The 25,520-nt window shown below is 71.8% G+C and carries 21 protein-coding genes; 5 read left to right on the forward strand and 16 right to left on the reverse strand.

Annotated features, from left to right (window positions below; genetic code table 11):
• Positions 1-168: 168 nt before the first annotated feature.
• The 9 genes from ACLWS4_RS31310 to ACLWS4_RS31350 all read right to left on the reverse strand — a co-directional run bounded on the left by ACLWS4_RS31310 (position 169) and on the right by ACLWS4_RS31350 (position 10,705).
• Positions 169-1,692 (reverse strand): CoA-acylating methylmalonate-semialdehyde dehydrogenase, encoded by a 1,524-nt coding sequence (locus tag ACLWS4_RS31310; RefSeq protein ID WP_416875913.1) that lies wholly within the window; start codon positions 1,690-1,692, stop codon positions 169-171.
• Between the two features lie 272 nt (positions 1,693-1,964).
• On the reverse strand, positions 1,965-2,738 hold the full coding sequence (locus ACLWS4_RS31315) for a hypothetical protein (protein ID WP_416875914.1): 774 nt from the start codon (positions 2,736-2,738) through the stop codon (positions 1,965-1,967).
• A gap of 122 nt (positions 2,739-2,860) precedes the next feature.
• Complete coding sequence (locus ACLWS4_RS31320) at positions 2,861-3,292, reverse strand: hypothetical protein (RefSeq protein ID WP_375877702.1); 432 nt, start codon at positions 3,290-3,292, stop codon at positions 2,861-2,863.
• A gap of 226 nt (positions 3,293-3,518) precedes the next feature.
• A complete protein-coding gene (locus tag ACLWS4_RS31325) occupies positions 3,519-4,913 on the reverse strand; it encodes an NAD(P)/FAD-dependent oxidoreductase (RefSeq protein ID WP_049651907.1) in 1,395 nt (464 codons plus the stop codon).
• A gap of 63 nt (positions 4,914-4,976) precedes the next feature.
• Positions 4,977-5,780, reverse strand: a complete 804-nt coding sequence (locus ACLWS4_RS31330; RefSeq protein ID WP_049651906.1) for an ABC transporter permease — start codon at positions 5,778-5,780, stop codon at positions 4,977-4,979.
• Positions 5,780-6,709 (reverse strand): ABC transporter permease, encoded by a 930-nt coding sequence (locus ACLWS4_RS31335; RefSeq protein ID WP_049651905.1) that lies wholly within the window; start codon positions 6,707-6,709, stop codon positions 5,780-5,782. The genes ACLWS4_RS31330 and ACLWS4_RS31335 overlap by 1 nt, the downstream gene beginning before the upstream one ends.
• On the reverse strand, positions 6,706-7,848 hold the full coding sequence (locus ACLWS4_RS31340) for an ABC transporter ATP-binding protein (protein ID WP_074001531.1): 1,143 nt from the start codon (positions 7,846-7,848) through the stop codon (positions 6,706-6,708). Before ACLWS4_RS31340 ends, ACLWS4_RS31335 begins: the two co-directional genes overlap by 4 nt.
• A gap of 40 nt (positions 7,849-7,888) precedes the next feature.
• Complete coding sequence (locus ACLWS4_RS31345) at positions 7,889-9,139, reverse strand: ABC transporter substrate-binding protein (RefSeq protein ID WP_074001530.1); 1,251 nt, start codon at positions 9,137-9,139, stop codon at positions 7,889-7,891.
• A 54-nt stretch (positions 9,140-9,193) separates the two neighbouring features.
• A complete protein-coding gene (locus ACLWS4_RS31350; protein ID WP_049651902.1) occupies positions 9,194-10,705 on the reverse strand; it encodes a gamma-aminobutyraldehyde dehydrogenase in 1,512 nt (503 codons plus the stop codon).
• Between the two features lie 312 nt (positions 10,706-11,017).
• Here ACLWS4_RS31350 and ACLWS4_RS31355 point away from each other — a divergent pair, with 312 nt between their 5' ends.
• Positions 11,018-12,670: a PucR family transcriptional regulator gene (locus tag ACLWS4_RS31355; RefSeq protein WP_074001528.1), complete on the forward strand. Its 1,653-nt coding sequence runs from the start codon at positions 11,018-11,020 to the stop codon at positions 12,668-12,670.
• Positions 12,671-12,673: 3 nt separating this feature from the next.
• On the opposite strand, the gene ACLWS4_RS31360 is transcribed toward ACLWS4_RS31355, so the two are convergent.
• The 3 genes from ACLWS4_RS31360 to ACLWS4_RS31370 form a co-directional block, all read right to left on the reverse strand.
• Positions 12,674-13,876, reverse strand: a complete 1,203-nt coding sequence (locus tag ACLWS4_RS31360; RefSeq protein WP_074001527.1) for a polyamine ABC transporter substrate-binding protein — start codon at positions 13,874-13,876, stop codon at positions 12,674-12,676.
• 67 nt (positions 13,877-13,943) lie between these two features.
• Positions 13,944-15,302, reverse strand: coding sequence for an aspartate aminotransferase family protein (locus ACLWS4_RS31365; RefSeq protein WP_049651899.1), 1,359 nt, complete (start codon positions 15,300-15,302; stop codon positions 13,944-13,946).
• 219 nt (positions 15,303-15,521) lie between these two features.
• Positions 15,522-17,015 (reverse strand): gamma-aminobutyraldehyde dehydrogenase, encoded by a 1,494-nt coding sequence (locus tag ACLWS4_RS31370; protein WP_049651898.1) that lies wholly within the window; start codon positions 17,013-17,015, stop codon positions 15,522-15,524.
• 250 nt (positions 17,016-17,265) lie between these two features.
• On the opposite strand from ACLWS4_RS31370, the gene ACLWS4_RS31375 reads away from it, so the two are divergent.
• The 4 genes from ACLWS4_RS31375 (at position 17,266) to ACLWS4_RS31390 (ending at position 21,321) form a co-directional block, all read left to right on the forward strand.
• A complete protein-coding gene (locus tag ACLWS4_RS31375; protein ID WP_030306695.1) occupies positions 17,266-17,739 on the forward strand; it encodes an Lrp/AsnC family transcriptional regulator in 474 nt (157 codons plus the stop codon).
• Complete coding sequence (locus ACLWS4_RS31380; RefSeq protein ID WP_049651897.1) at positions 17,736-19,130, forward strand: aspartate aminotransferase family protein; 1,395 nt, start codon at positions 17,736-17,738, stop codon at positions 19,128-19,130. The genes ACLWS4_RS31375 and ACLWS4_RS31380 overlap by 4 nt, the downstream gene beginning before the upstream one ends.
• 223 nt (positions 19,131-19,353) lie before the next feature.
• Positions 19,354-20,109, forward strand: coding sequence for an ABC transporter ATP-binding protein (locus ACLWS4_RS31385; protein ID WP_416875915.1), 756 nt, complete (start codon positions 19,354-19,356; stop codon positions 20,107-20,109).
• Positions 20,110-20,169: 60 nt separating this feature from the next.
• Positions 20,170-21,321, forward strand: coding sequence for a hypothetical protein (locus ACLWS4_RS31390; protein ID WP_416875916.1), 1,152 nt, complete (start codon positions 20,170-20,172; stop codon positions 21,319-21,321).
• 33 nt (positions 21,322-21,354) lie between these two features.
• Here ACLWS4_RS31390 and rlmN read toward each other — a convergent pair whose 3' ends face one another.
• The 4 genes from rlmN to pyrH form a co-directional block, all read right to left on the reverse strand.
• Positions 21,355-22,455 carry a 23S rRNA (adenine(2503)-C(2))-methyltransferase RlmN gene (gene rlmN, locus ACLWS4_RS31395; protein WP_074001525.1) on the reverse strand — a complete coding sequence of 367 codons (1,101 nt, stop codon included), beginning with the start codon at positions 22,453-22,455 and terminating at the stop codon, positions 21,355-21,357.
• 83 nt (positions 22,456-22,538) lie between these two features.
• Complete coding sequence (locus ACLWS4_RS31400) at positions 22,539-23,768, reverse strand: phosphatidate cytidylyltransferase (protein WP_375877491.1); 1,230 nt, start codon at positions 23,766-23,768, stop codon at positions 22,539-22,541.
• Between the two features lie 284 nt (positions 23,769-24,052).
• The gene (frr, locus tag ACLWS4_RS31405) at positions 24,053-24,610 is read right to left on the reverse strand and encodes a ribosome recycling factor (protein ID WP_049657639.1); all 558 of its coding nucleotides are present in this window, start codon (positions 24,608-24,610) and stop codon (positions 24,053-24,055) included.
• Positions 24,611-24,708: 98 nt separating this feature from the next.
• Positions 24,709-25,473 (reverse strand): UMP kinase, encoded by a 765-nt coding sequence (gene pyrH / locus ACLWS4_RS31410; protein WP_030056790.1) that lies wholly within the window; start codon positions 25,471-25,473, stop codon positions 24,709-24,711.
• Positions 25,474-25,520 lie beyond the last annotated feature (47 nt).

Consider the following 25,520-nt stretch of genomic DNA (forward strand, 5'->3'; position numbering starts at 1 on the left):
GTTTCAGAGGATTGGCCACCGCGGGACCGTCCGCGCAGATGCGTGTCCGGTGCTCCCTGCCAGGCAGCTCGAAGAACTGTACGCGCTTCCACGCCCCGATGCAAACGTCGTGCAAAGACGGCCGGCCGGACCCCGGGGAGAGGGGTCCGGCCGGTGGTGCCGTGCGGATCAGCTGTTGGTGGGGAAGCCCAGGTTGATGCCGCCGTGCGACGGGTCCAGCCAGCGCTGGGTCACGGCCTTGCCCCGGGTGAAGAACTGCACGCCGTCCGGGCCGTACGCGTGGGCGTCGCCGAACAGCGAGGCCTTCCAGCCGCCGAAGGAGTAGTAGGCGACCGGGACCGGGATCGGCACGTTGATGCCGACCATGCCCACCTCCACCTCGAACTGGAAGCGCCGGGCCGCGCCGCCGTCGTTGGTGAAGAGGGCGGTGCCGTTGCCGTACGGGTTGGCGTTGATCAGCGCCAGGCCCTCCTCGTACGAGTCGACGCGCACCACCGAGAGGACCGGGCCGAAGATCTCGTCGTTGTAGACGGACATGCCGGGCTTCACGTGGTCGAACAGCGTGGGGCCGAGCCAGAAGCCGTCGGCCGTCGGGGAGCCGTTCCGGTCCTCGGCGGTGACCGGGTGCTTGCGGCCGTCCACCGCGAGCTCGGCGCCGTCGGCGACCCCGGACTCCACGTAGGAGGTGACCTTGTCCCGGTGCTGGCCGGTGACCAGCGGACCCATCTCGGACTCGCCGTTGCAGCCGGGGCCGACCTTCAGGGTGGCGATCCGCTGCTTGATCTTCTCGACCAGCTCGTCGCCGATCGGGTCGACCGCGACCAGCACGGACACCGCCATGCAGCGCTCGCCGGCCGCGCCGAAGCCCGCGTTGACGGCGGCGTCGGCGGCGAGGTCGAGGTCGGCGTCCGGCAGGACCAGCATGTGGTTCTTGGCGCCGCCCAGGGCCTGCACGCGCTTGCCGTAGCGGGTGCCGGTCTCGTAGACGTAGCGGGCGATCGGGGTGGAGCCGACGAAGCTGACGGACTTGACGTCCGGGTGCTCCAGCAGGCGGTCGACGGCCACCTTGTCGCCGTGCACGACGTTGAAGACGCCGTCCGGCAAGCCGGCCTCCTTCCACAGCTCGGCGAGGAAGTTGGCGGCGGACGGGTCCTTCTCCGAGGGCTTCACCACGACGGTGTTGCCGGCCGCGATGGCGATCGGGAAGAACCACATCGGCACCATGGCCGGGAAGTTGAACGGCGAGATGATCGCGACCGGGCCGAGCGGCTGGCGGATCGAGTAGACGTCGACGCCGGTCGAGGCCTGCTCGGTGAAGCCGCCCTTGATCAGCTGCGGGATGCCGCAGGCGTACTCCACGACCTCCAGGCCGCGGGCGATCTCGCCGAGCGCGTCGGAGTGCACCTTGCCGTGCTCGGCCACGATGATCGAGGCCAGCTCGTCGCGGCGGGCGTTCAGCAGCTCGCGGAAGGCGAAGAGCACCGTCGTCCGCTTCGCGATCGAGGCGGTGCGCCACTCGGTGAAGGCCGAGGCGGCGGCGGCCACGGCCTGGTCGACCTCGGCGATCTCGGCGAAGTCGACCTGGCCGGCGACCTGGCCGGTGGCCGGGTCGAAGACCTCGCCGCGACGGGGGGCCGCACCGGCGGTGGCGACGGGCTTGCCGCCGATCCAGTGAATGATGTGCTTGCTCAAGGTCCGTCTGCCTCCGAAGTCCCGGGCGGCGTCCTGCCACCGGTCCGGTCTGGCGCCGCCCGCACGTGGGCCGGGCGACGGGAATCACGGGGCTACCGCGCTCGTCTCCCAGTCTGGTGGCCGCTCCGGCGCAGCTCAACGAACAGGCTGACGGGGATCGTGGATTCAGCCTTACAGGTCGTCCGGTCACTCGCCCGAACGTGTGAACCCACCACGAATGCCCCCAATGGCACGGGCACCCAAACACCGCGGGCACCCGCGGGACCAGGGCGTCAGGACTCCCCGTCCTCCGGCTCCTCCAGGTACGGGTCGTGCAGCCCGTCCGCCGCCTCCCGGGTCTCCAGCAGGTCCAGCCGAAGGTCCTGTGCCCAGGCCAGCGCCCACCGCTTCAGCTCGGCCACCTCCCCGGCCGGCACGCCCCGGGCGCGGAACCGCCCGTCCGCCGCCTCGGCGAGCGCCTCCAGCCGTTCGGCCAGCGCCGCGGGCTGGAAGTCCGGGTCCAACTCGGCTGCCAGCGCGAGCAGTTCGCCCTCCCGGTAGCAGCGGGTGAGGGCGTGCACGTCGATCAGGTCGCGGGGCATGCCCCGGTCCACGAGCAGCGCGGTGGTCAGCGCGGCCGCGTCCTCCAGGGCGACGGCCGGGAGCACCACCGGGGGCTCGTCCGGTCCGGGCGCACCGAGGTCGAACCGGACCGGCCGGTGTCCCAGCGGTTCCTTGCGCAGTTCCACCGAGTGCGACCGCCCGCCCAGCGCCAGCCGGACGGTGAGCTGTTCCAGCCGCGGTGTGCCCGGCCGCTCGACGGCCCCGCCGCCCGCCGCCCGGTACGCCTCGCCCAGCGCGGCGGCCACCTCCGGCAGGTCGGCGCCGCCGGTCGCCAGGGTCAGCCCGTCCTGCGGGCAGGCCGCGACGCCGTGGGCGCGCAGCGCGTGCCCTCCCGCCAGGGCGAGGCCGTACCGGTCGCAGACGGGTGCGGCCAGCGCGGCCAGGCGCAGCTGGGCGGGGCCCGGGCGGAGGGACGCGTCGACGGCGTGCGGGACGGTGGTCACGCCTCCAGTCTGACGCGACCGCCCGCTCCACGCGCCAGTTGCCGGGCGCCCGGAGCGCTACCGGGCGCCCCCGGGCACCTCCTCACGCCCCCGGGCCCCAGTTCCGCACGAGACGGCGCGGCTCACCAGCCGCCGAGCCGGGCCGCCGCCTCGTGCAAGGCGAGCTCCAGCAGCACCGGGTCGGTGAGCCGCCCGGAGCCGTCCGGCGGGACCAGCCAGCGCACGCCCCGGCTGCGGCGCCCGGGGTGCGGGACGACGATCCAGGTGCCCTCCCCCGCACCGCGCACGCCGGTGCCGATCCAGCGGGCGGCGGTGCCGACGGGCACCAGGAAGCTGACCTGCCCGCCCCCGAAGTCGGTGAGGACCGGACCGCGGGTGCGCGGGTCCAGGACCTCCACGGCCGGGCGCCCGAGCCGTCCGGGGACGGAGAGGACGTCCCAACGCCGGCCGGCCGGCAGCAGCACCAGGCCCAGCCCGGTGCGCTCCCACTGGTCCCGGAAGGCCTCCGGGTCCGGTGCCGCCTGGGCGAGCCAGTGCAGTCCGGTGGTCTCCATGTCGTGTCCCCGCTTCTTGCCGTTCGTACTGTTCGGAGACGGCGGGAAGAGCGAGACCCGCCGTCACCAAGGAGAGGCGGACGGCGGGTCCCGATTACACGACTAAGGGCACCCGGCTACGGGCGTTCGTGGTTTCAACGGTTTCAACGGTTTCAACGGCTTCAGCCGTTTCGGCAGATCAGCGGTTCAGCATTTCAGCGTTCCAGTGGTTCAGCGGTTCAGCGGTTCAGCTGTCGAAGCCGAGCCCCAGCCGGTCGAGGGTGCGCAGCCAGAGGTTGCGGTGGCCGCCGTTGCGGTCCGCCCGCTCCAGCGACCGGGTGGTGAGCTCGATCCCGGCCCAGCGCACCGGCTCGGGCGGGAACGGCAGCGGCTTGCTGCGCACCATCTCCAGCGAGGTGCGCTCGGTGCGCTCGCCGGCCAGCAGGTCGAGCATCACCTCGGCGCCGAAGCGGGTCGCGCCGACGCCGAGCCCGGTGTAGCCGACCGCGTACGCGACCTTGCCCCGGTACCCGGTGTCGAAGAACGCCGAGAACCGGCTGCAGGTGTCGATCGCGCCGCCCCAGGCGTGGGTGAAGCGCAGGCCCTCCAGCTGCGGGAAGCAGCGGAAGAAGTGGTTGGCGAGGGTGCGGAAGGTCTCCGGCCGCTGGTCGTACTCGTGCCGGACCTGGCCGCCGAAGTGGTAGACCGCGTCGTAGCCGCCCCAGAGGATCCGGTTGTCGGCGGAGAGCCGGAAGTAGTGGAACTTGTTGGCGCTGTCGCCGAGGCCCTGGCGCCCGCGCCAGCCGATCGCGGCGAGCTGCTCCTCGCTGAGCGGCTCGGTCATCAGCGCGTAGTCGTACACCGGGACGACGTACGGGCGGACCCGCTTGAGCAGCGACGGGAACACGTTGGTGCCGAGCGCGACCTTGCGGGCGAAGACCCGGCCGTACGGGGTGCGGACGGCCATGCCGCTGCCGTGCTCCCGCAGGTCGGTGGCCCGGGTGTGCTCGAAGATCCGCACGCCCTGGCCCAGGCAGGCGTCCTTGAGGCCCCAGGCGAGCTTGGCGGGGTGGACCATCGCCACGCCCTCCTTGTCCCAGAGGCCGCCGAGGAAGGTCGGCGAGTCGACCTCGGCGCGCAGTTGGTCGGCGTCCAGGACGGTGATGTCGAAGCCGTACCGGGCGACCGCCTCGGCGATCTCGTGGAGCTCCTCGACCTGGTGGGGCTGGGTGGCGACGTCGATCTCGCCGGTGCGCTCCCACTCGGCGTCGATGCCGTAGCGCTTGAGGGTGGCCTCGATGCCGTCGAGGTTGGCGGCACCGAGGCGTTCCAGCTGGGCCAGTTCGGACGGCCAGCGGTCCAGGCCGTTGCCGAAGCCGTGGGTCAGGCTGGCCGCGCAGAACCCGCCGTTGCGCCCGGACGCGGCCCACCCGACCTCGTTGCCCTCGACCAGCACGACGTCCAACGAGGGGTCGCGTTCCTTGGCGATGAGGGCGGTCCACAGGCCGGAGTAGCCGCCGCCGACGACCAGCAGGTCGCAGGTGGTGTCGCCGACCAGGGCGGGCAGTGCCGCCGGCCGGCCGGGATCCTCCAGCCAGAAGGGGGTGGGCCTGGCGTCACTGAGTGCGCGGGCGGAGTCCATGCATTATCAGCCACTTTCTACGAATAGGTGATGGTTGTACTGGCCACCGTCGTCGACCGTACGTCAGGCGGTGGCCTTCCGGCGGTTGCCCAGCCACTGGCCGACGACGGTCAGCAGGACGGCGGCGAGGAACATCGCGGTGCCGATGACGTTCACCTGCACCGGGATGCCGCGCTGCGAGGCGCCCCAGACGAACATCGGGAAGGTGACCGTGGTCGGCCCCGAGTTGAACTGGGTGATGATGAAGTCGTCGAAGGAGAGCGCGAAGCTGAGCAGCGCGCCCGCCGCGATGCCGGGCGCCGCGAGCGGCAGGGTGACCCTCAGGAAGGTCTGGACGGGGGTCGCGTAGAGGTCCTGGGCGGCCTGTTCGAGCCTCGGGTCCATGCTCATCACGCGCGCCTTGACCGCCGTCACCACGAAGCTGAGGCAGAACATGATGTGGGCGATGAGGATGGTGGTGAACCCGAACGGGATGCGCATGTTGAGGAAGAGCGTCCCGAGCGAGGCGGCCATGACCACCTCGGGCATGGCCATCGGCAGGAAGATCATCGCGGTGGTGGCCGAGCGGCCGCGGAAGCGGTAGCGGGCCAGCGCGAAGGCGACCATGGTGCCGAGCACGGTGGCGCCGATGGTGGCGAGCACCGCGATCTGCAGGCTGAGCGAGAGCGACTGGCACATGTCGGCCACGCCGCAGGGGTTGGTCCAGGCGTCGGTGGAGAACTCGTTCCACTCGTAGTTGAACTTGCCCACCGGCTTGTTGAACGAGAAGGCGAGCACGACCAGGTTGGGCAGCACCAGGTAGGCGAGGGCCAGCAGGCCGGCCAGCACCACCAGGTGGGCGCGGATCCACTTGGAAATCCGGGACATCAGACCAGATCCTCCGTCCCGGCCTTGCGCATGTAGACCGTCACCATGCCCAGGATCAGGGCCATCAGGATGAAGCTCAGCGCGGCGGCCGTGGGGTAGTCGAGCACGTTCAGGAACTGCTTCTGGATGCCGTTGCCGACCATCTGCTCGCTCGGCGAGCCCAGCAGCTGGGCGTTGATGTAGTCGCCGGAGGCGGGGATGAAGGTCAGCAGGGTGCCCGCGACCACGCCCGGCAGCGAGATCGGGAAGGTGACCTTGCGGAAGGTGGTGAACGGCCGGGCGTAGAGGTCGCCGGCCGCCTCGTGCAGGCGCGGGTCGATCCGCTCCAGCGAGGTGTACAGCGGCAGGATCATGAACGGCAGGAAGTTGTAGGTCAGGCCGCAGACCACGGCGAGCGGCGTGGCCAGCACCCGGTCGCCGCTGGTCAGGCCGAGCAGGTTGGTGACGTCCAGGACGTGCAGCGCGTTCAGCGCGCCGACCACCGGGCCGCCGTCGGACAGGATGGTCTTCCAGGCCAGCGTGCGGATCAGGAAGCTGGTGAAGAACGGCGCGATGACCAGGATCAGGATGACGTTGCGCCAGCGCTTGCTCGCCTTGAAGGCGATCGTGTACGCGAGCGGGTAGCCGACGGCCAGGCAGAGCACGGTGGCGACGGCCGCGTAGGAGAACGAGCGCAGGAAGTGCCACCGGTACTCGACCAGGGCGTCCCAGTAGGTCGATATGTGCCAGGTGACCTTGAAGCCCTCTTCGAGCGAGCCGCTCTGCAGCGAGGTCGACGCCTGGTAGACCAGCGGGACGGCGAAGAAGACGACCAGCCAGGCGATGCCGGGAAGCAGCAGCCAGTACGGGGTGAGCTTGCGCCTGGGCTTCGGCGCCGGTCCCTCCAGCGGTATGACCTGGGGTGGCGCGGCCGGGGTGGTGGTGGTCATGCGGCCTCCTCCGCGGTGCCCGCGTCGATCGCCTGGGCGGCGTCCAGGGCGAAGGAGTGCGCCGGGTTCCAGTGCAGCTGGACGGCGGCGCCGGGGACGATCCGCGCGTCGCGCTCCATGTTCTGCTCGAAGACGGTGACCTCCTGGCCGCCGTCGGTGCGCACCACGTACTGGGTGGAGACGCCGATGAAGCTGGAGTCGAGCACCGTGCCGGCCAGCCGGTTGCGGCCGTCGGCGACCTGCTCGGAGGCGTGGGTGATGGTGATCTTCTCCGGGCGCACGCCCAGGTGGACGCGCTTGGCGTCGGTGGCGCAGCGCGCCTTCGGCACCGCGAGGCGGGCGCCGGCCGCGCTGAGCAGCAGGTCGCCGCCCTCGGTGCCGGTGACCTCGGCGGGCAGCAGGTTGGACTGGCCGAGGAAGTTGGCCACGAAGGTGGTGGCGGGGTTCTCGTACAGGTCGGCGGGGGCGCCCAGCTGCTCGACCCGGCCGCCGTTCATCACCGCGATGGTGTCGGCCATGGTCATGGCCTCCTCCTGGTCGTGGGTGACGTGCACGAAGGTGATGCCGACCTCGGTCTGGATCCGCTTGAGCTCCAGCTGCATCTGGCGGCGGAGCTTGAGGTCGAGCGCGCCGAGCGGCTCGTCCAGGAGCAGCACCTGCGGGTGGTTGATCAGTGCGCGGGCGACCGCGACGCGCTGCTGCTGGCCGCCGGAGAGCTGGTGCGGCTTGCGCCGGGCGTACTGGCCGAGCTCGACCAGCTCCAGCATCTCCTCGACCTGCTTCCTGACGTCCTTCCTGCCGCGCCGGCGCAGGCCGAAGGCGACGTTCTCGAAGATGTCCAGGTGCGGGAAGAGCGCGTAGCTCTGGAAGACGGTGTTCACCGGCCGCTTGTACGGGGGCAGGGCGGTGACGTCCTGGCCGCCGATCAGGACGGTGCCGCTGGTGGGCTCCTCCAGGCCGGCGATCATGCGCAGGGTGGTGGTCTTGCCGCAGCCGGAGGCGCCGAGCAGGGCGAAGAACGAGCCCTGCGGGACGGTCAGGTCGAGCGGGTGGACGGCGGTGAAGGAGCCGTAGGTCTTGCCGATGCCGGTGAGCCGGACGTCGCCGCCGACGGCCGCGTCGCGCTGCTGGTCTGTCATGGGGTGGTGTCTTCCTGGGATTCTCTGCCGGGAGCGGGGGTCAGGCGCCGATGAGCTTGGAGAACTTCTGCTCGAAGTCGCTCTCCTCGCTCTCGGAGAGCGTGCGGAACACGTGCGCCCTGCCCGCCATCTCGGGGGTGGGTACGACCAGCGGGTTGGCCGCGGTGTCCGGGGCGATGCCGGCGAGCTCGTCCTTCATCCCGGTGACGGCGGAGACGAAGCCGATGCCCGCGACCAGCTGCGCCGCGATCTTCGGCTGATAGTAGAAGTCGATCAGCTTCTCCGCGTTCGCCTTGTGCTGGGCCCTGGCCGGGACCAGCATGTTGTCGGTCGAGGCGATGTAGCCCTTCTCCGGGATGACGAACTCGATGTCCGGGTTGTCGGCGCGCAGTTGGATCAGGTCGCCGCCCCAGGCGATGCAGGCCGCGATGTCGCCGGCGGAGAGCTCCTGGCCGTAGTCGTTGCCGGTGAAGCGGCGGATCTGCTTGCTGTCGACGGCCTTCTGGAGGCGGGCGACCGCGCCGTCGAAGTCGTCGGCGGTGAACCTCTCGGTGCTCTTGCCCTGGTCCAGCAGGACCATCCCGATGCTGTCGCGCATCTCGGAGAGGAAGGTGACCCGGCCCTTGAGGTCGGGATCGTCCAGCAGCTGGGAGACGCTGGTGACCTCCTTCCCCCTGGTCGCCTTCCGGTTGTACGCGACGACGGTCTGGATGCCGGCCCACGGGTAGGAGTAGAGCCGCCCCGGGTCCCAGTCGGGGGCGCGGAAGCGCGACTCGATATTGGTGATCGCGGTGGTGACGTTCGCCGGGTTGAGCTTCTGCACCCAGCCGAGCCGGATCAGCCGGGCCGCCATCCAGTCGGTGAGCACCATCAGGTCGCGGCCGGTGTCCTGGCCGGAGGCGAGCTGCGGCTTGATCTTCCCGAAGAACTCGACGTTGTCGTTGACGTCCTCGTTGTACTTCACCTTGATCCCGGTGGCCTCGGTGAAGGCCTCCAGGGTGCCGTGCTTCTCCTTGTCCTTCTCGTCCGTGTCCACGTACAGCGGCCAGTTGGAGAAGTCGACCTCCTTCTGCGTCTCCGAGAGGTCCTTGGCGGCGTTCGCGGTCGAGTCGCCGGTCGCCCGGGGGGCCGCCGGGATCCCGCAGGCGGCCAGGGTGCCCGCTCCGGCGCTCAGCGCGGCGGCGCGCAGCAGGGTGCGGCGGCCGAGCGCGGCCCGGCCGCTGGTCAGACTGCGTTCCCAGGCCCTTCGGACCGGTTCGGGCAGACCGTCGGTGAGCTCGTTGAACGCCATGGAACGGGCCTCCTGGGGGAGATGGGGTGTGGGGGCACCCGCGTGGTCCGGGGGTTATCTGTCTCCGAAGACGGTGCGGTGCCAGTCCTTGCGGGCCACCGCGGTGGTGTCGAACATGACGTGCTTGACCTGGGTGTACTCGTCCAGCGAGTACTGGGACATGTCCTTGCCGTAGCCGGACGCCTTGTAGCCGCCGTGCGGCATCTCGCTGATGATCGGGATGTGGTCGTTGACCCAGACGCAGCCGGCCGCGATCTCCCGGGTGGCGCGCAGCGAGCGGTGCACGTTGCTCGTCCAGGCGGAGGCGGCCAGCCCGTACGGGGTGTCGTTGGCCAGCCGCAGGCCCTCGTCGTCGCCGTCGAAGGGCAGCACCACCAGCACCGGGCCGAAGATCTCGCCCTGCACGACCTCGCTGTCCTGGGCCGCGCCGGTGATCAGGGTCGGCCGGTAGTACGCGCCCCGGGTGAGGTCGGTGCCGTCGTGGCCCTTCTCCGGGGCCCGGCCGCCGGTGACCACGGTGGCGTACGAGCGGGCGCGCTCCACGAAGCCGGCCACCCGGTCCCGGTGGGCGTACGAGACCAGCGGGCCGAGGTCGGTGCGCGGGTTCAGCGGGTCGCCGATCCGGATCGCCGCGTACAGCTCGGCCACCCCGGCCACGAAGGCGTCGTACAGCGGGCGCTGGACGTAGGCGCGGGTGGCGGCGGTGCAGTCCTGGCCGCCGTTGATCAGCGAGGCCGCGACCGCTCCGTGCACCGCGGCGTCCAGGTCGGCGTCGTCGAAGACCACGAACGGGGCCTTGCCGCCGAGCTCCAGGTGGGTGCGCTTGACGCCCGCGGTGGCGATCTCGGCGACCCGCTTGCCGACGCCGGTGGAGCCGGTGAAGGAGACCATCGCGACGTCCGGGTGCCCGACCAGGTGCTCGCCCGCGGTGCGCCCGGCGCCGGTGACCACGTTGACCACGCCGTCCGGGATGCCTGCGGCGGTGCAGGCCCGGGCGAACATCAGCGAGGTCAGCGGGGTCAGCTCGGCCGGCTTGAGCACGATGGTGTTGCCCGCGGCGATCGCCGGGAGGATCTTCCAGGCGGCCATCTGCAGCGGGTAGTTCCACGGCGAGATCGAGCCGACCACGCCGACCGCCTCGCGCCGCACGTACGAGGTGTGGTCGCCGGAGTACTCGCCGGCCGCCTTGCCCTCCAGGTTGCGGGCGGCGCCGGCGAAGAAGGCGGCGTTGTCGACGGTGCCGGGCACGTCGAACTCGGTGGCCAGCTTGACCGGCTTGCCGGTCTGCGCCGTCTCCACCCGGGCCAGGTCGTCGGCCGCCCCGGCCAGCACGGCGGCCAGCCGGGTGAGCGCCTCGGAGCGCGCACCGGGGGTGGCCGAGGACCAGCCGGGCAGGGCGGCCCTGGCGGCGGCGACGGCGGTGTCCACGTCCCCGGCGGTGGCCAGCGCGACCTGCTCAACCACGCTGCCGTCGGCGGGGTTGACGACCTGGAAGGGCTCGCCGCTCCCCCTGGTCTGGCGTCCCGCGATGTACTGCGCGCCCGGGCCGAAGTCGGTCAGGTCCATCTGGTTCCTCCAAGTGCCGTGGTTCGACCGCTGCGGGGTCACGCGTCCGCGGTGGGGGTCTGCGGTCCCGCTGACCTTGCCTGCTGCGGGGTTGGGGTGACAAGGGTCACTTCGACAACCTCGGCACGAAGGGCCTTACAGGGTGCAAGGGTGCGGGCAGGGCAACAGGTCGTCGGGGGGATGGATGATTTACCTGACACCCTGACTGCACGACCCTGACCGCACACCCCGACCGCGTCACCCTGACCGCGTCACCCGAAACCAGAACGCCCGGAGCCCCGGCTCCGCTCTCCACAGCCCCGGAGGCCCGCGATGCTCCCCACCGTCGCCCGAGTCCTCGACCTCGACGTGATGCGGCGCGGCCTGCCCCAGGTGGTGGCCGGCGCCGACCACCTGGAGCGGCCGGTCCGCTGGGTCCACGTCAGCGAACTGCCCGACGTCGCCGGGATGCTCCGCGGCGGCGAACTGGTGCTGACCACCGGCATCGCCCTGCCCGAGGACCGCGAGGGCCTGGCCCGCTACGTGCGCGAGCTGGACGAGGTCGGGGTGGCCGGCCTGGTCGTCGAGTTCGGGCGGCGCTACTTCGACTCGCTCCCCCGCGCCCTGGTCAACGCCGCCGAGCAGCGCGGACTGCCGCTGATCACGCTCCGCCGCGAGCTGCGCTTCGTCGCCGTCACCGAGGCCGTGCACGCCCTGGTGGTCAACTCCCAGCTGGAGCAGCTGCGGATCTCCGAGTCGGTCCACCAGGTCTTCAACGAGCTGGTGGTGGAGGGCGCCGAGCCGCCCGAGGTGATCCGCCAGGTGTCCCGGATGGCCGGCGCCCCGGTCGTCCTGGAGAACCTGGCCCACCAGGTGCTCGCCCACGACGCCGCCGGACGCCCGGAGGCCGAGGTGCTGGAGGACTGGGAGCGCCGCTCGCGCGGCGTCCGTCCGGCCGGGCGCACCGGCCACGACCCGCGCAGCGGCTGGCTGGTCACCACCGTCGGAGCCCGCGGCCAGGACTGGGGCCGGCTGGTGCTGGTGCAGGAGCCCGGCCCGCTGCCCGAGGGCGAGGCCCACCCGCACACCATGCTGCTGGAGCGCGGCGCCTCCGCGCTGGCGCTCAACCGGCTGGTGGTGCGCGACCGGGAGAGCCTGGAGCGGCAGACCCACCGCACCCTGCTGTCCGGCATCCTCACCCATGCGCTGACCGTCTCCGAGGCGGCGCTGCGCGCCCAGGCCCTGGGCATCCCGCTGGAGGGCCGCCGGCTGGTCGGCGTGGTGCTGCGGCAGCGGCGCGGCCCGATCCCGGCCGCGCTGGAGGCGCAGGCCCGGCTGCGCGACTTCACCGAGCTGGCCGCCGGCGCCGTCCGGGCCTGCCGGCTGACCGCCCTGGTCGGCGCGCTGGACGACGAGGCCGTCGGCCTGCTGATCACGCTCGGTACCCAGCAGGACGAGCACGCCTCGCTGGACGCCCTCTCGGCCGCGCTGCGCCGGATGTCCGCCGAGGCCGGACGGGAGGGCGGCGACCCGGCGGGCCCGGTGGTCGCGGTCGGCTCCTCGGTCGGCTCGGTGCGCGATGCCCGGCGCACCCTGCTGGAGGCCACCCAGGTCGCCGACGCCGCCCTGCACGACGCGCCCGGCGGCCGCAGCTCCTCCTACTACCGCCTGCCGGACGTCCGGCTGCGCGGCCTGCTCCACCTGCTGCGCGACGACGCCCGGCTGCAGACGTACGTGGAAAGGGAGTTGGGCCCGCTGCTGGCCCACGACGCCGAGCACAACGGCCAGTTGGTGCAGATGCTGCGGATCTACCTGGAGCAGGGCCGGAACAAGTCGGCCGCCGCGGACGCCGCGCACCTGTCCCGGCCGTCCTTCTACGACCGGCTGCACAAGGTCGAGCGGATCCTCGGCGTCGACCTCGACCAGGTGGAGTCCTGCCTCTCCCTGCACGTGGCGCTGCTCGCCCTGGACGCCGTCCGGCGGTAGCGGTCACACCCCGGTGATGCGCCCCCAGACCTTGTGCAGCTCGGGCCGCTCGGCCGAGGTGACGTCGCGCATGGTGTGCAGCCGGGCGCGCATCCCGTCGGTCGGGAACACCAGCGGGTTCTCGGCGAGTTCGGCCTTCTCCTTGTCGCCGCTGGCCGCCAGCACCTCGCGGGCGGCCGGCACCGGGCAGATGTACTGGACGAACGCGGCGAGTTCGGCGGCCACCTCGGGCTGGTAGTAGTAGTCGATCAGCAGCTCGGCGTTGCGCTTGTGGGCGGCCCGGTTGGGGATCATCAGGCTCTCCGCCCACAGCTCGCCGCCCTCCTCCGGCACCACGAACTCGATGTCCGGGTTCTCGGCGGTGAGCTGGACGGCGTCGCCGGAGTAGGCCTGGCAGGCGAGCGCCGCACCGGAGGCGAGGTCGCTGGTGTAGTCGTTGCCGGTGAAGCGCCGGACGTGGCCGCTGTCCACCGTCTTCTGCACCAGGTCCATCGCCCGGCGCGCGTCGTCGTCGGTGAACTTCGCGATGTCCGCGCCCTGGGAGAGCATCAGCAGCCCGAGCGCCTCGTCCAGCCCGGCGAACAGCGTGACCCGGCCCTTGAGGTCGGGCGCCCACAGGTCGGCGGTGGACCTGATCTCCCGGCCGAGCGCCTTGCGGTTGTAGGCGATGCCGGTGATCCCGGACTGCCACGGCACGCTGCGCCGGCGCCCGGGGTCGAAGGCCGGGTCGGCCAGCTGCGGGTCCAGGTTGGCCGTGACGTTGGGCAGGTTGGCCCGGTCCATCGCCTGCACCCAGCCCAGCGAGACGTACCGCCCGGCCATCCAGTCGCTGATCACCATCAGGTCCCGGCCGGGGGCGGCGCCCTGGGTGAGCACCGGGCTGATCTTGCCGAAGAACTCGTCGTTGTCGTTGATGTCCTCGGTGTAGCCGACCGCGATCCCGGTCTTCTCGCTGAAGGCGTCCAGGGTGGGGCGCCCGCCCGCGTCGTCGGTGTCGATGTACTGCGTCCAGTTGGAGAAGACGAGCCGCTTGTCGTCCTCCGAACGGTCCGGCGCCGAGCGGCGGTCCTCGGCCACGTACGCGGCCGGGATGCCGCAACCGGTCAGCACGCCGGCGCCGAGCAGCGCGGCCCCGCCGAGCACGGAACGCCGGCGGACGGGGCTGGAGGCGGGAGGACGGCGGGTCAGGGTGGAGCTGCTGGGCATGAGCGGCCTTCCGGAGCGTGGGACGGCCCCGGGCACGCGGGTGCTCGGGGCCGTCCTGGTTGGTACGTCAGACAGTGTGCGCGTCGGTGAGCGACAGCACCTCGTCCAGGACCGCGAGGCCGGTCTTGGCCTCCTCCTCGGTGACGGTGCACGGCGGGACGACGTGGAAGCGGTTCATGTTGACGAACGGCCAGAGCCCGCGCTGCTTGCAGGCCGCGGCCAGCTCGCCCATCGGCGCGTTGGCGGCGCCGGCCGCGTTGTAGGGCACCAGCGGCTCGCGGGTCTCCCGGCTCTTCACCAGGTCCAGCGCCCAGAACACGCCGAGGCCGCGGACCTCGCCGATCGACGGGTGCCGCTCGGCCAGCTCGCGCAGGCCGGGGCCGAGCACCGTCTCGCCGATGTGCTTGGCGTTCTCGACGATGCCCTCCTCCGCCATGGTGGTGATGGTCGCCACCGCGGAGGCGCAGGCCAGCGGGTGGCCGGAGTAGGTGAGCCCGCCGGGGAAGGGCCGCTCGGCGAAGGTGGCCGCGATCTCGGCGCTGATCGCCACGCCGCCCAGCGGCACGTAGCCCGAGTTGACGCCCTTGGCGAAGGTGAGCAGGTCCGGGGTGACGCCCCAGTGGTCGGCGGCGAACCACTCGCCGGTGCGGCCGAAGCCGGCCATCACCTCGTCCAGGATGAACACGATCCCGTAGCGGTCGCAGATCTCCCGCACCCCGGCCAGGTAGCCGGCCGGCGGGACCAGGATGCCCGCGGTGCCGACCACGGTCTCCAGGATGATCGCCGCGACGGTGCCGGGCCCCTCGAACGCGATCACCTGCTCCAGGTGCTCCAGCGCGCGCTCGCACTCCTGCGCCTCGTTCTCGGCGTGGAAGTTGGAGCGGTAGGCGTACGGCCCCCAGAAGTGCACCACGCCGGAGACGCCGCTCTCGTTGGGCCAGCGCCGCGGGTCGCCGGTGAGGGCGATCGCGTTGGCGGTGGCGCCGTGGTACGAGCGGTAGGTGGACAGCACCTTCTGCCGGCCGGTGTGCAGCCGGGCCAGCCGGATGGCGTTCTCGTTGGCCTCGGCGCCGCCGTTGGTGAAGAAGATCTTGTCCAGGTCGCCGGGGGTGCGCTCGGCGATCAGCCGGGCGGCCTCGCTGCGCGCCTCGACCGCGAAGCCGGGGGCGATGGTGCAGAGCTTCGCCGCCTGCTCCTGGATCGCGGCGACCACCTTCGGGTGCTGGTGGCCGATGTTGGTGTTGACCAGCTGCGAGGAGAAGTCGAGGTAGCGGTTGCCGTCGTAGTCCCAGAAGTACGAGCCCTCGGCGCCGGCCACCGCGAGGGGGTCGATCAGCGCCTGGGCGGACCACGAGTGGAAGACGTGCGCGCGGTCGACGGCCTTGACGGCCTGGCCGGCGGCTGAGTCAGCGGTGGGAATGCTCATGCCGGTAAGGCTAGGGCGGGCCCGTCCCCGAAGGGCAGTTCCATCCTGTCAGCCGGTCGCGCCAACCGTCGACAGGGTGCAAAGACACAGGGCCCGGGTCGAGAAGACCCGGGCCCATGGTCGGTTCATACGACCTGAATCAGATCGCGGTCATACCTCGTCCAACGGTCACGACCCGCTCAGATCGCGGTCATACGGCGTCCGACGGTCACGACCCGCTCAGATCGCGGTCATGACGTGCTTCACCCGGGTGTAGTCCTCGAAGCCGTACGCCGACAGGTCCTTGCCGTAGCCGGACTTCTTGAAGCCGCCGTGCGGCATCTCGGCGACCAGCGGGATGTGGGTGTTGATCCAGACGCAGCCGAAGTCCAGGCGGCGCGACATCCGCATGGCGCGGGCGTGGTCCTTGGTCCACACCGAGGAGGCCAGCGCGAACTCGACGCCGTTGGCGTACTCGACGGCCTGGTCCTCGTCGGTGAACTTCTGCACGGTGATGACCGGGCCGAAGACCTCGTTCTGGATGATCTCGTCGTCCTGGTTCAGGCCGGAGACAACGGTCGGGGCGTAGAAGTACCCCTTGTCGCCGACCCGGTGGCCACCGGCCTCGACCTTGGCGTGGGCGGGCAGCCGCTCGATGAAGCCGGAGACCTGCTTCAGCTGGTTGGCGTTGTTCAGCGGGCCGTACAGCACGTCCTCGTCGTCCACGCCGCCGGTCTTGGTCTCGGCCGCGGCCTTGGCCAGCGCCTCGACGAAGGCGTCGTGGATCGACTCGTGGACCAGCACGCGGGTGGCGGCCGTACAGTCCTGGCCGGCGTTGAAGTAGCCCGCCACCGAGATGCCCTCGACGGCCTCGGCGATGTCGGCGTCCTCGAAGACCACGACCGGGGCCTTGCCGCCCAGCTCCAGGTGGACGCGCTTGACGTCCTTGGAGGCGGACTCGGCGACCGAGATGCCGGCGCGCACCGAGCCGGTGATGGAGGCCATCGCCGGGGTCTTGTGCTCGACCATCAGCTTGCCGGTCTCGCGGTCGCCGCAGATGACGTTGAAGACGCCGGCCGGCAGCTCCAGCTCCTTGAGCACGCCGCCGATGATCTCGGCCAGCAGCACGGTGGAGGCCGGGGTGGTGTCGGAGGGCTTCAGCACGACGGCGTTGCCCGCGGCGATGGCCGGGGCGAACTTCCAGACGGCCATCATCATCGGGTAGTTCCACGGCGCGACCTGGGCGCAGACGCCGACCGGCTCGCGGCGGATGATCGAGGTCATCCCGTCCATGTACTCACCGGCGGCCTTGCCCTCCAGCATGCGGGCCGCACCGGCGAAGAACCGGATCTGGTCCACCATCGGGCCGATCTCCTCGGAGAGGGTCAGCGCGCGGGGCTTGCCGGTGTTGCGCACCTCGGTGTCGACGATCTCGTCGGCGCGGGCCTCGACCGCGTCGGCGATCTTGAGCAGCAGCTTCTGCCGGGTGCTCGGGGTGGAGTCGCGCCAGATCGGGAACGCGGCGGCGGCCGAGGCCATGGCGGCGTCCACGTCAGCGGCACCGGACAGCGGCGACGTCGCGTAGACCTCGCCGGTGGTCGGGTCGACGATGTCGAGCGTGCGGCCGTCGACCGCGTCGACGAACTCACCGTTGATGTAGTTGCGCAGCGTGCGAAGGTCGCTCACGGATCTCTCCTCGGTCTGGGCCTGCGGCGTTGCAGATTCCGGCGCCATGGTACGTCGGCGGGTCCGGCGTACGAAGGGTCCCGAGTGGCCGCACCCGGAGCGGCGCGGTCCACTGGTGGCGGTACGTGCGGCGGCCCTCGGGGGCGCGCGCGTACGGTGCCAGGGTAGCCGCACGACTGCTGGTATCGACAGGCGGAGTGCGCTCCGGCAATGAAATCCGCATACGTTTTCCAAGATCACGACGAAATCAGCAGTTTCCACGCTTGCGAACGCGCGAACGATCAGGCACAGTGGCCGCGTGGCCAACCGCGACCGGAACGCCAGCGTTCCCCTCGACGCCGCCTCCAAGGCGATCATCGAGCAGCTCCAGGAGGACGGGCGCCGCCCGTACGCCGCCATCGGCAAGGCCGTCGGCCTGTCCGAGGCGGCCGTGCGGCAGCGCGTCCAGAAGCTGCTCGACCAGGGCGTGATGCAGATCGTCGCCGTCACGGACCCGCTCACCGTCGGCTTCACCCGCCAGGCGATGGTCGGCATCCGGGTCGAGGGCGACATCGAACCCGTCGCCGACGCGTTGGCCGCCCTCGACGAGGTCGACTACGTCGTCTGCACCGCAGGCTCGTTCGACCTCCTGGCCGAACTGGTCTGCGAGGACGACGAGCACCTGCTCGAAATGATCAACAAGCGCATCCGCGCGCTTCCCGGCGTGCGGAGCACCGAGAGCTTCGTTTACCTGAAGCTCCGGAAACAGACCTACACCTGGGGCACCCGATGACAGCCGACCCGGCGCAGAAGGACCTTTCCAAGACCGCCTACGACCACCTGTGGATGCACTTCACCCGCATGTCGTCGTACGAGAACTCCCCCGTGCCGACGATCGTCAAGGGCGAGGGCACCTACGTCTGGGACGACAAGGGACGCAAGTACCTCGACGGCCTCGCCGGCCTGTTCGTCGTCCAGGCCGGCCACGGCCGTGAGGAGCTCGCCGAGGCCGCCGCCAAGCAGGCCAAGGAGCTCGCCTTCTTCCCGGTGTGGAGCTACGCCCACCCGAAGGCCGTCGAGCTGGCCGAGCGCCTGGCCAACTACGCCCCGGGCGACCTGAACAAGGTCTTCTTCTCCACCGGTGGCGGCGAGGCCGTCGAGACCGCCTGGAAGCTCGCCAAGCAGTACTTCAAGCTGACCGGCAAGCCGACCAAGTACAAGGTCATCTCGCGCGCCGTCGCCTACCACGGCACCCCGCAGGGCGCCCTGTCGATCACCGGCCTGCCGGGCCTGAAGGCCCCGTTCGAGCCGCTGGTCCCGGGCACCCACAAGGCGCCCAACACCAACATCTACCGCGCCCCGGCCTTCCTCGAGGGCCCCGACGGCACGGTCGACCCCGAGGCCTACGGCCGCTGGTGCGCCGACGAGATCGAGGTGGCCATCCTCAACGAGGGCGCCGAGACCGTCGCCGCCGTCTTCGTCGAGCCGGTGCAGAACGCCGGTGGCTGCTTCCCGCCGCCGCCCGGGTACTTCCAGCGCCTGCGCGAGATCTGCGACCGCCACGACGTGCTGCTGGTCTCGGACGAGGTCATCTGCGCCTTCGGCCGCCTGGGCACCATGTTCGGCGCCGACAAGTTCGGCTACCAGCCCGACATGATCACCTGCGCCAAGGGCATGACCTCGGGCTACTCCCCGATCGGCGCCACGATCATTTCGGACCGCCTCGCCGAGCCGTTCTACAAGGGTGACAACACCTTCCTGCACGGCTACACCTTCGGTGGCCACCCGGTCTCCTCCGCGGTGGCGCTGGCCAACCTCGACATCTTCGAGCGCGAGGGCCTGAACCAGCACGTGCTCGACAACGAGTCGGCGTTCCTGGGCACCCTGGACAAGCTGCGCGACCTGCCGATCGTCGGCGACGTCCGCGGCAACGGGTACTTCTACGGCATCGAGCTCGTGAAGGACAAGGTCACCAAGGAGTCCTTCAACGACGAGGAGGTCGAGCGCGTCCTCTACGGCTTCCTGTCGAAGGCCCTCTTCGACAACGGCCTGTACTGCCGCGCCGACGACCGTGGCGACCCGGTCATCCAGCTGGCCCCGCCGCTGATCTCCGACCAGTCGACCTTCGACGAGATCGAGCAGATCCTGCGGACCAGCCTCACCGACGCGTGGGCGAAGATCTGATCCCCTGAGCCTTCTTCCCCACCCTCCGCCGAAGGGCGGCCCCGCTCCCCGCGGGGCCGCCCTTCGGCGTCCCCGGTCCGCTCAACATCACAGTCGTACGACCAAACATGCCTGAATGCGGGTGATTTGCCCGTGATGGACCAGTGCGCCGCAACCGCGACCCGGCCCCCTCGTTCTAATCTGACGACTGTCATATCCCTGCGGCCACCCAGGATGGATCCTCATGTCAGCGGCACCGCCTGACAACGACGTGCTGTGGGCCCGAGGGATCGTCAAGTCCCATGACGGCACCCCCGCCCTGCGCGGCATCTCGATCGGCGTCCGCGAGGGCGAGGTGCTCGCCGTCACCGGCCCGCGCGGCTCCGGCAAGAGCACCCTGCTCGGCTGCCTCTCCGCGCAGCTCCCGGTCGACGAGGGCGAGGTCTGGTTCAACAGCGCCCCCGTGCACACCCTCGCCCGAGCCGGCCGCGAACGGCTGCGCCGCGACCGCTTCGGCTTCGTCGGCTCGGAGCCCCACCTGGTGCCCGAACTGACCGCCCGGGAGAACGTCGCCCTGCCGCTGCTGCTCGCCGGGGCCGGCAACAAGGCCGCCTACACCGCCGCCGACGAGTGGCTGGAACGCCTCGACGTCGGCGACTGCGCCCGGCTGCGCCCCGATCGGCTCGTCCAGAGCCGGCGCCAGCGGGTCGCCGTCGCCCGCGCCCTGGCCCCGCTGCCGCCCGTGGTCTTCGCCGACGACCCCACCGCCCCGCTGCACCGCGAGGCCGCCGACCAGGTCATGCGGATACTGACCAGCGCGGCCCGGTCCCACCAGCTCACCCTCGTCCTGGCCACCCACGACGCCGAACTCGTCCGGTTCGCGGACCGCGCCGTCGCCCTCGTCGACGGACGGCTCACCGCCCCCGTCGCCCCCGTCCCCCGCGGCACCACCGCCCCCGGGACCAACGGGGCGCCCGCCGTCACGGCCACCCGCCGCTGACGGCGCCGGGCCGCCGAACGCCGAGCCACCGAACGCCGCCGAGCCGCTGAAAGAGTCGACGTGTTCTATTTCCGTCTGGCCCGGGGCTACCGGGTGCCCGACCTCGGCCGCTGGCTGCTCACCGCGCTGGCCGCCGCCGTGGTCGCCGCCTTCCTGCTGCGCTCCCTCGGCCGGGCGATGAGCGACCCGGCCGGCGGCGCCGGCCCGCTGGCCCGGCTGCTCTGGTGCCTGCCCCCGCTCGCCGCCGTCGCCTGGTTCGCGGCCGTCGCCGCCCGCGCGGTGCCCGCCCGGCGGCCCGAGCGGATCGCCGGCCTCACCGCCGCCGGAGCCGGCTCCCACCGGATCCGGACACTGATCGCCGGTGAGGTAGCGCTCGCCTCCACCCTCGGCAGCGTGCTGACCCTGCTGGCCTTCCTGGTGCTGCGCAACGACGTCGCCGGGCCCGGGCTCGCCCCCGACCTCGGCATGGGCGTGCCGCTGCCGGCCGCCGCACCGGTCGCCCTGCTCGCCCTGGTCCCGCTCACCGCCGGCACCGCCGCCGCCTGCGCGGTGCCCGTCACCGAGACCCTGCCCGGCGGCCGCACCCAGGCCCCGACCGGCTTCGGCGTCTGGCGGATCGCCCTGGCGACCGGACTGGGCGTCATCGGCGCCGCGCTCGAACTCATCGCCCTGCGCCCCGGCGCCGCCGCCGACGGCCGCCCGATCCACCTGCCCGCCGGGCTCGGCAGCACCAGCACCGCCGCCCTCGGCGGCTGGGCCGCCAGCGCGCTCGGCCTCGCCCTGCTCACCGGCCCGCTGCTGGGCTGGGCCGGGCGGCTGCTCGCCGTCGGACGGCCCACCCCGCTGCGGCTGCTGGCCGGGCGCGGGCTCACCGCCCAGGCCCGCCGGCTCGGCGCACCGCTGGCCGTGCTCACCCTCGCCGTCGCGCTGGTGCTCACCACCGTCCGCTACTGGATCGGCACGCCCGACAGCGCCGACGCGCTGCCCGCTATCGAGGCCTGCCTGGTGCTCGGCTGCGCGGCCGCCGCGGTGGTCACCCGGCTCGCCGAGGTCCGCACCGACCGCCGGGAGGTCACCGACGCGCTGCTGCGCCTCGGCACCTCGCCCCGGCTGCTGTTCGGCGCGGTCGCGCTGCGCACCCTCGCGGTGGGCAGCACGCTGCTGCTGACCGGCGGGGCGACCGCCGCACTGGCGGCCGCCGGCCTGCGCTGACCCGCGCCACGCGCCTGGCGCCCGGCTCCTGTCCTAGCCCGCCGCGGCGAGCTGGCCGCAGGCGCCGTCGATCTCCTGGCCGCGGGTGTCGCGGACGGTCGTCGGCACGCCGTGCGACTGGAGGCGGCGGACGAACTCGCGCTCGTCCTCGGGCCGGGAGGCCGTCCACTTGGAACCCGGGGTCGGGTTCAGCGGGATCAGGTTGACGTGCACCCGGTGGTTCTTGATCAGGCGGCCGAGCAGGTCGGCCCGCCAGGCCTGGTCGTTGATGTCCTTGATCAACGCGTACTCGATGGAGATCCGGCGGCCGGACTTCTCCGCGTAGTTCCAGGCCGCGTCCAGCACCTCGGCGACCTTCCACCGGGTGTTCACCGGGACCAGCTCGTCGCGCAGCTCGTCGTCCGGGGCGTGCAGCGACAGCGCCAGGCGGCAGCTGAGGCCCTCGTCGGCGAACCGGTTCATCGCCGGGACGAGGCCGACGGTGGAGACCGTGATGCCGCGCTGGGACAGGCCGAAGCCGTCCGGGGCCGGGTCGGTCAGCCGGCGGATCGCGGCCAGCACCCGGTTGTAGTTGGCCAGCGGCTCGCCCATGCCCATGAAGACCACGTTGGACAGCCGCGCCTCGCCGCCGGGGATCTCCCCCGCCTTGAGCGCGCGCATCCCTGAGGCGATCTGCTCGACGATCTCGCCGGTGGACAGGTTGCGGGTCAGACCGGCCTGGCCGGTGGCACAGAACGGGCAGTTCATGCCGCAGCCGGCCTGCGAGCTGATGCACATGGTGACCCGGTCCGGGTAGCGCATCAGCACGGACTCCACGAGCGTGCCGTCGAACAGCTTCCAGAGCGTCTTGCGGGTGGCGTCGTCGTCGCAGGAGACGTGCCGGACCACCGACATCAGCTCGGGCAGCAGGCTCCCGGTGAGCTTCTCCCGGCTGGCGGCGGGGATGTCCGTCCAGCTCGCCGGGTCGTTCGACATCCGGCCGAAGTAGTGGTTGGAGAGCTGCTTGGCGCGGAACGGCTGCTCGCCCAGCTCGGCGACGGCCTCCTTGCGCTCGGCGGGGCTCAGGTCGGCGAGGTGTCGCGGGGGCTTGGCGCCGCGCGGCGCGACAAAGGTGAGTTCTCCGGGCTTAGGCATGGTTGTTCCAGTGTCGCAGACGCGCGAGGGCCCCGGACGCCAGGCGTCCGGGGCCCTCACCTCGTACGTCCCGCCCGGGCGGGTCAGCTGCCGACGAAGGCCGCCAGCAGCAGCCAGACCACCGGGGCGGTCGGCAGGAGCGAGTCCAGCCGGTCCATGATGCCGCCGTGGCCGGGCAGCAGCGTGCCCATGTCCTTGATCCCGAGGTCGCGCTTGATCATCGACTCGCCCAGGTCGCCCAGGGTCGCGGTGACCGCCGCGCAGCCGCCCAGGATCAGGCCCTGCCACCAGCTGCCGCCGTCGATGATCAGCTCCATCAGCAGCGCGCCCGCCAGCATCGACAGGCCGATGCCGCCGGCCAGGCCCTCGCGGGTCTTGCCCGGGCTGATCGTCGGGGCCAGCTTGGTCTTCCCGAACTTGTAGCCCACCGCGTAGGCGCCGGTGTCGCTGCAGATCGTCACGATCAGGAAGAGCACGATCCGCTGGGGGCCGTCGTCGGCCGCCAGCATCATCGCCACGAAGGTGGCCAGGAACGGCACGTAGAAGGCCGTGAACACGCCTGCCGTTATGTCCCGCAGATAGTCCTCCGGCGGCTCGGCCATCCGCCAGACCATCACCGCCAGCCCGGTCAGCGCGAGCGAGGCGGCGGCCCACTGGATGCCGGACCAGTAGCCGGTGGCGACCATCGCGATGCCGCCCACGACCAGCGGGACCAGCGGCGCCTTGATCTGCTTGCGCTCGGCGAGCCGGCTGGTCAGCTCCCAGACGCCGACCGCGACCGCGGCCATCACGACGACCAGGAACAGCGCCTTCACCACGAACAGCGAGGCGATGATCACCGCACCGAGGCCGACGCCCACGCCTATGGCGGCCTGGAGGTTACGGCCACCGCGCTGCTTGCGCGGCTGCGGCTGCGGAGCGGGCTGGGCGGCCACGGGTGTCTCCTGCCCTGGGAGGGACGACGGCACGAAGCGGGGCTGCCCGGCCGCCAGGTGGTTCGCCGGCGGCGCGGGATGCACCGGTGCCCCCGGGTGCGGCGGGGTGCCGTGACCGGGGGCGGGGGCGGGGGCGGCGTCGTCGGATATCGCGCGCAGCACGACCGTCTCCGTGACGCCCGGCGGCGCCGGCTCGGGCTGTTCGTCCCGGAACAGCGGGCCGCTCAGCCGACCGGCCCCCCGGGCCTGCCCCTCGGCGGGGTCGGCCGGGCCGCCGGTGGCGGGCCGCCCGTGGGCCGCGGGCCGACCGCGGCCGGCCGACCGACCGTGGTCGGGCGTGCCGGGCGGCGGGCCGGGCTCGGCCGGTACGGGAGGCATGACCTGAGTCTCCTCCGCGTCGCCGCCCCAGTACACCGGAGGCTGCTGCGGCTGATCCGAACGGAGGCCCGGCGCTCCCGGGGGGACACCCGGCGTGCCCGGGGGCACGGCGTGGCCGCCCGGGTGACCGGGATGCCCCGGGGCCGGCGCCGCAGGCCGCGCGCCGTACCCCGGCGCCGGGTGGGCCGGGACAGGGGCGGCCTGCGGGTGCGGCGCCGGGCGGTAGGGCTGGAACTGCTGGTCGGACGGGCCCCAGTAGCCGGGGGCGTCAGGGGCGTCGTTCATCAGACCTCGAGCAGCTCGGCTTCCTTGTGCTTCAGCAGCTCGTCGACCTGGGCCACGTACTTGGCCGTGGTGTCGTCGAGCTCCTTCTCGCCGCGGCGGCCGTCGTCCTCGCCGACCTCGCCGTCCTTCACCAGCTTGTCGATCGCGTCCTTGGCCTTGCGGCGCACGGCGCGGATCGAGACCTTGGCGTCCTCGCCCTTGGTACGGGCGATCTTGATGAACTCCCGGCGGCGCTCCTCGGTCAGCTCGGGCAGCACCACGCGGATGATCGAGCCGTCGTTGGACGGGTTGACGCCCAGGTCGGAGTCGCGGATCGCCTGCTCGATGGCCTTCAGCGCGGTCTTGTCGAACGGCGAGACGACCGCCATCCGCGGCTCCGGCACCGAGAAGGAGGCCAGCTGGTTGATCGGCGTCACGGCGCCGTAGTACTCCGCGACGATCTTGGCGAACATCGCCGGGTGCGCGCGGCCGGTGCGGATGGCCGCGAGGTCGTCCTTGGCGACGCTGACGGCCTTCTCCATCTTCTCCTCGGCCTCGAGGAGGGTCTCTTCGATCACTGTGGTCTCCCTGTCCGGTTCATCTGCTGTTGTCCCGACCGGTGTCGGCGCGGCGGCCGGTCACGGCGCCGCCGCCGTCCCGTACGGCTGGTTGCTGCTCAGGCCCGGACAGAATCCTGGCTGATGAGTGTGCCGATCTTCTCACTCTTCACCGCACGCGCGATATTGCCCTCCGCCAGCAGCTCGAAGACCAGCATCGGCAGGTTGTTGTCCTTGCACAGCGTGATCGCGGTGAGGTCGGCGACCTTGAGGTCGCGCGCGATGACCTCGGAGTACTCCAGCGCGTCGAACTTGACCGCGTCCGGGTTGGTCCGCGGGTCGGAGTCGTAGACGCCGTCCACGCCGTTCTTGCCCATCAGCAGGACGTCGGCGTGGATCTCCAGGGCGCGCTGGACGGCCGTGGTGTCGGTGGAGAAGTACGGCATGCCCATACCGGCGCCGAAGATCACCACACGGCCCTTCTCCAGGTGCCGGACGGCCCGCAGCGGCAGGTACGGCTCGGCGACCTGGCCCATGGTGATGGCGGTCTGGACCCGGGTCTCGATGCCTTCCTTGACCAGGAAGTCCTGCAGCGCCAGGCAGTTCATGACGGTGCCGAGCATGCCCATGTAGTCGGAGCGGGCCCGGTCCATGCCGCGGACCTGAAGCTCGGCACCCCGGAAGAAGTTGCCGCCGCCGATGACCACCGCGACCTCGGTACCGGCACGGACGACGGTGGCGATCTCCCGGGCGATCGCGTGCACGACGTCCGGGTCGACGCCGAGCCCGCCACCACCGGCGAAGGCTTCACCGGACAGCTTGAGCAGCACCCGGCGGCGCGAGCCGGCCTTGGGGTCCTGCGCGGTCTCCTGCGTCTCCTGCATGGACTTCTCCTTTTTGCACCTACTGGTCACAGACGCGGGTGTGCGGA

Source organism: Kitasatospora sp. SC0581 (genome assembly GCF_048159585.1).
Taxonomy (GTDB): Bacteria; Actinomycetota; Actinomycetes; order Streptomycetales; family Streptomycetaceae; genus Kitasatospora.

Excerpts from the sequence above, each read along its gene's own strand:
- ACLWS4_RS31320 (WP_375877702.1), bottom strand. The coding sequence starts at position 3,292 with ATGGAGACCACCGGACTGCACTGGCTCGCCCAGGCGGCACCGGACCCG.
- ACLWS4_RS31325 (WP_049651907.1), bottom strand. The coding sequence starts at position 4,913 with ATGGACTCCGCCCGCGCACTCAGTGACGCCAGGCCCACCCCCTTCTGG.
- ACLWS4_RS31330 (WP_049651906.1), bottom strand. The coding sequence starts at position 5,780 with ATGTCCCGGATTTCCAAGTGGATCCGCGCCCACCTGGTGGTGCTGGCC.
- ACLWS4_RS31335 (WP_049651905.1), bottom strand. The coding sequence starts at position 6,709 with ATGACCACCACCACCCCGGCCGCGCCACCCCAGGTCATACCGCTGGAG.
- ACLWS4_RS31340 (WP_074001531.1), bottom strand. The coding sequence starts at position 7,848 with ATGACAGACCAGCAGCGCGACGCGGCCGTCGGCGGCGACGTCCGGCTC.
- ACLWS4_RS31345 (WP_074001530.1), bottom strand. The coding sequence starts at position 9,139 with ATGGCGTTCAACGAGCTCACCGACGGTCTGCCCGAACCGGTCCGAAGG.
- ACLWS4_RS31350 (WP_049651902.1), bottom strand. The coding sequence starts at position 10,705 with ATGGACCTGACCGACTTCGGCCCGGGCGCGCAGTACATCGCGGGACGC.
- ACLWS4_RS31355 (WP_074001528.1), top strand. The coding sequence starts at position 11,018 with ATGCTCCCCACCGTCGCCCGAGTCCTCGACCTCGACGTGATGCGGCGC.
- ACLWS4_RS31360 (WP_074001527.1), bottom strand. The coding sequence starts at position 13,876 with ATGCCCAGCAGCTCCACCCTGACCCGCCGTCCTCCCGCCTCCAGCCCC.
- ACLWS4_RS31365 (WP_049651899.1), bottom strand. The coding sequence starts at position 15,302 with ATGAGCATTCCCACCGCTGACTCAGCCGCCGGCCAGGCCGTCAAGGCC.
- ACLWS4_RS31370 (WP_049651898.1), bottom strand. The coding sequence starts at position 17,015 with ATGGCGCCGGAATCTGCAACGCCGCAGGCCCAGACCGAGGAGAGATCC.
- ACLWS4_RS31380 (WP_049651897.1), top strand. The coding sequence starts at position 17,736 with ATGACAGCCGACCCGGCGCAGAAGGACCTTTCCAAGACCGCCTACGAC.
- ACLWS4_RS31385 (WP_416875915.1), top strand. The coding sequence starts at position 19,354 with ATGTCAGCGGCACCGCCTGACAACGACGTGCTGTGGGCCCGAGGGATC.
- rlmN (WP_074001525.1), bottom strand. The coding sequence starts at position 22,455 with ATGCCTAAGCCCGGAGAACTCACCTTTGTCGCGCCGCGCGGCGCCAAG.
- ACLWS4_RS31400 (WP_375877491.1), bottom strand. The coding sequence starts at position 23,768 with ATGCCTCCCGTACCGGCCGAGCCCGGCCCGCCGCCCGGCACGCCCGAC.
- pyrH (WP_030056790.1), bottom strand. The coding sequence starts at position 25,473 with ATGCAGGAGACGCAGGAGACCGCGCAGGACCCCAAGGCCGGCTCGCGC.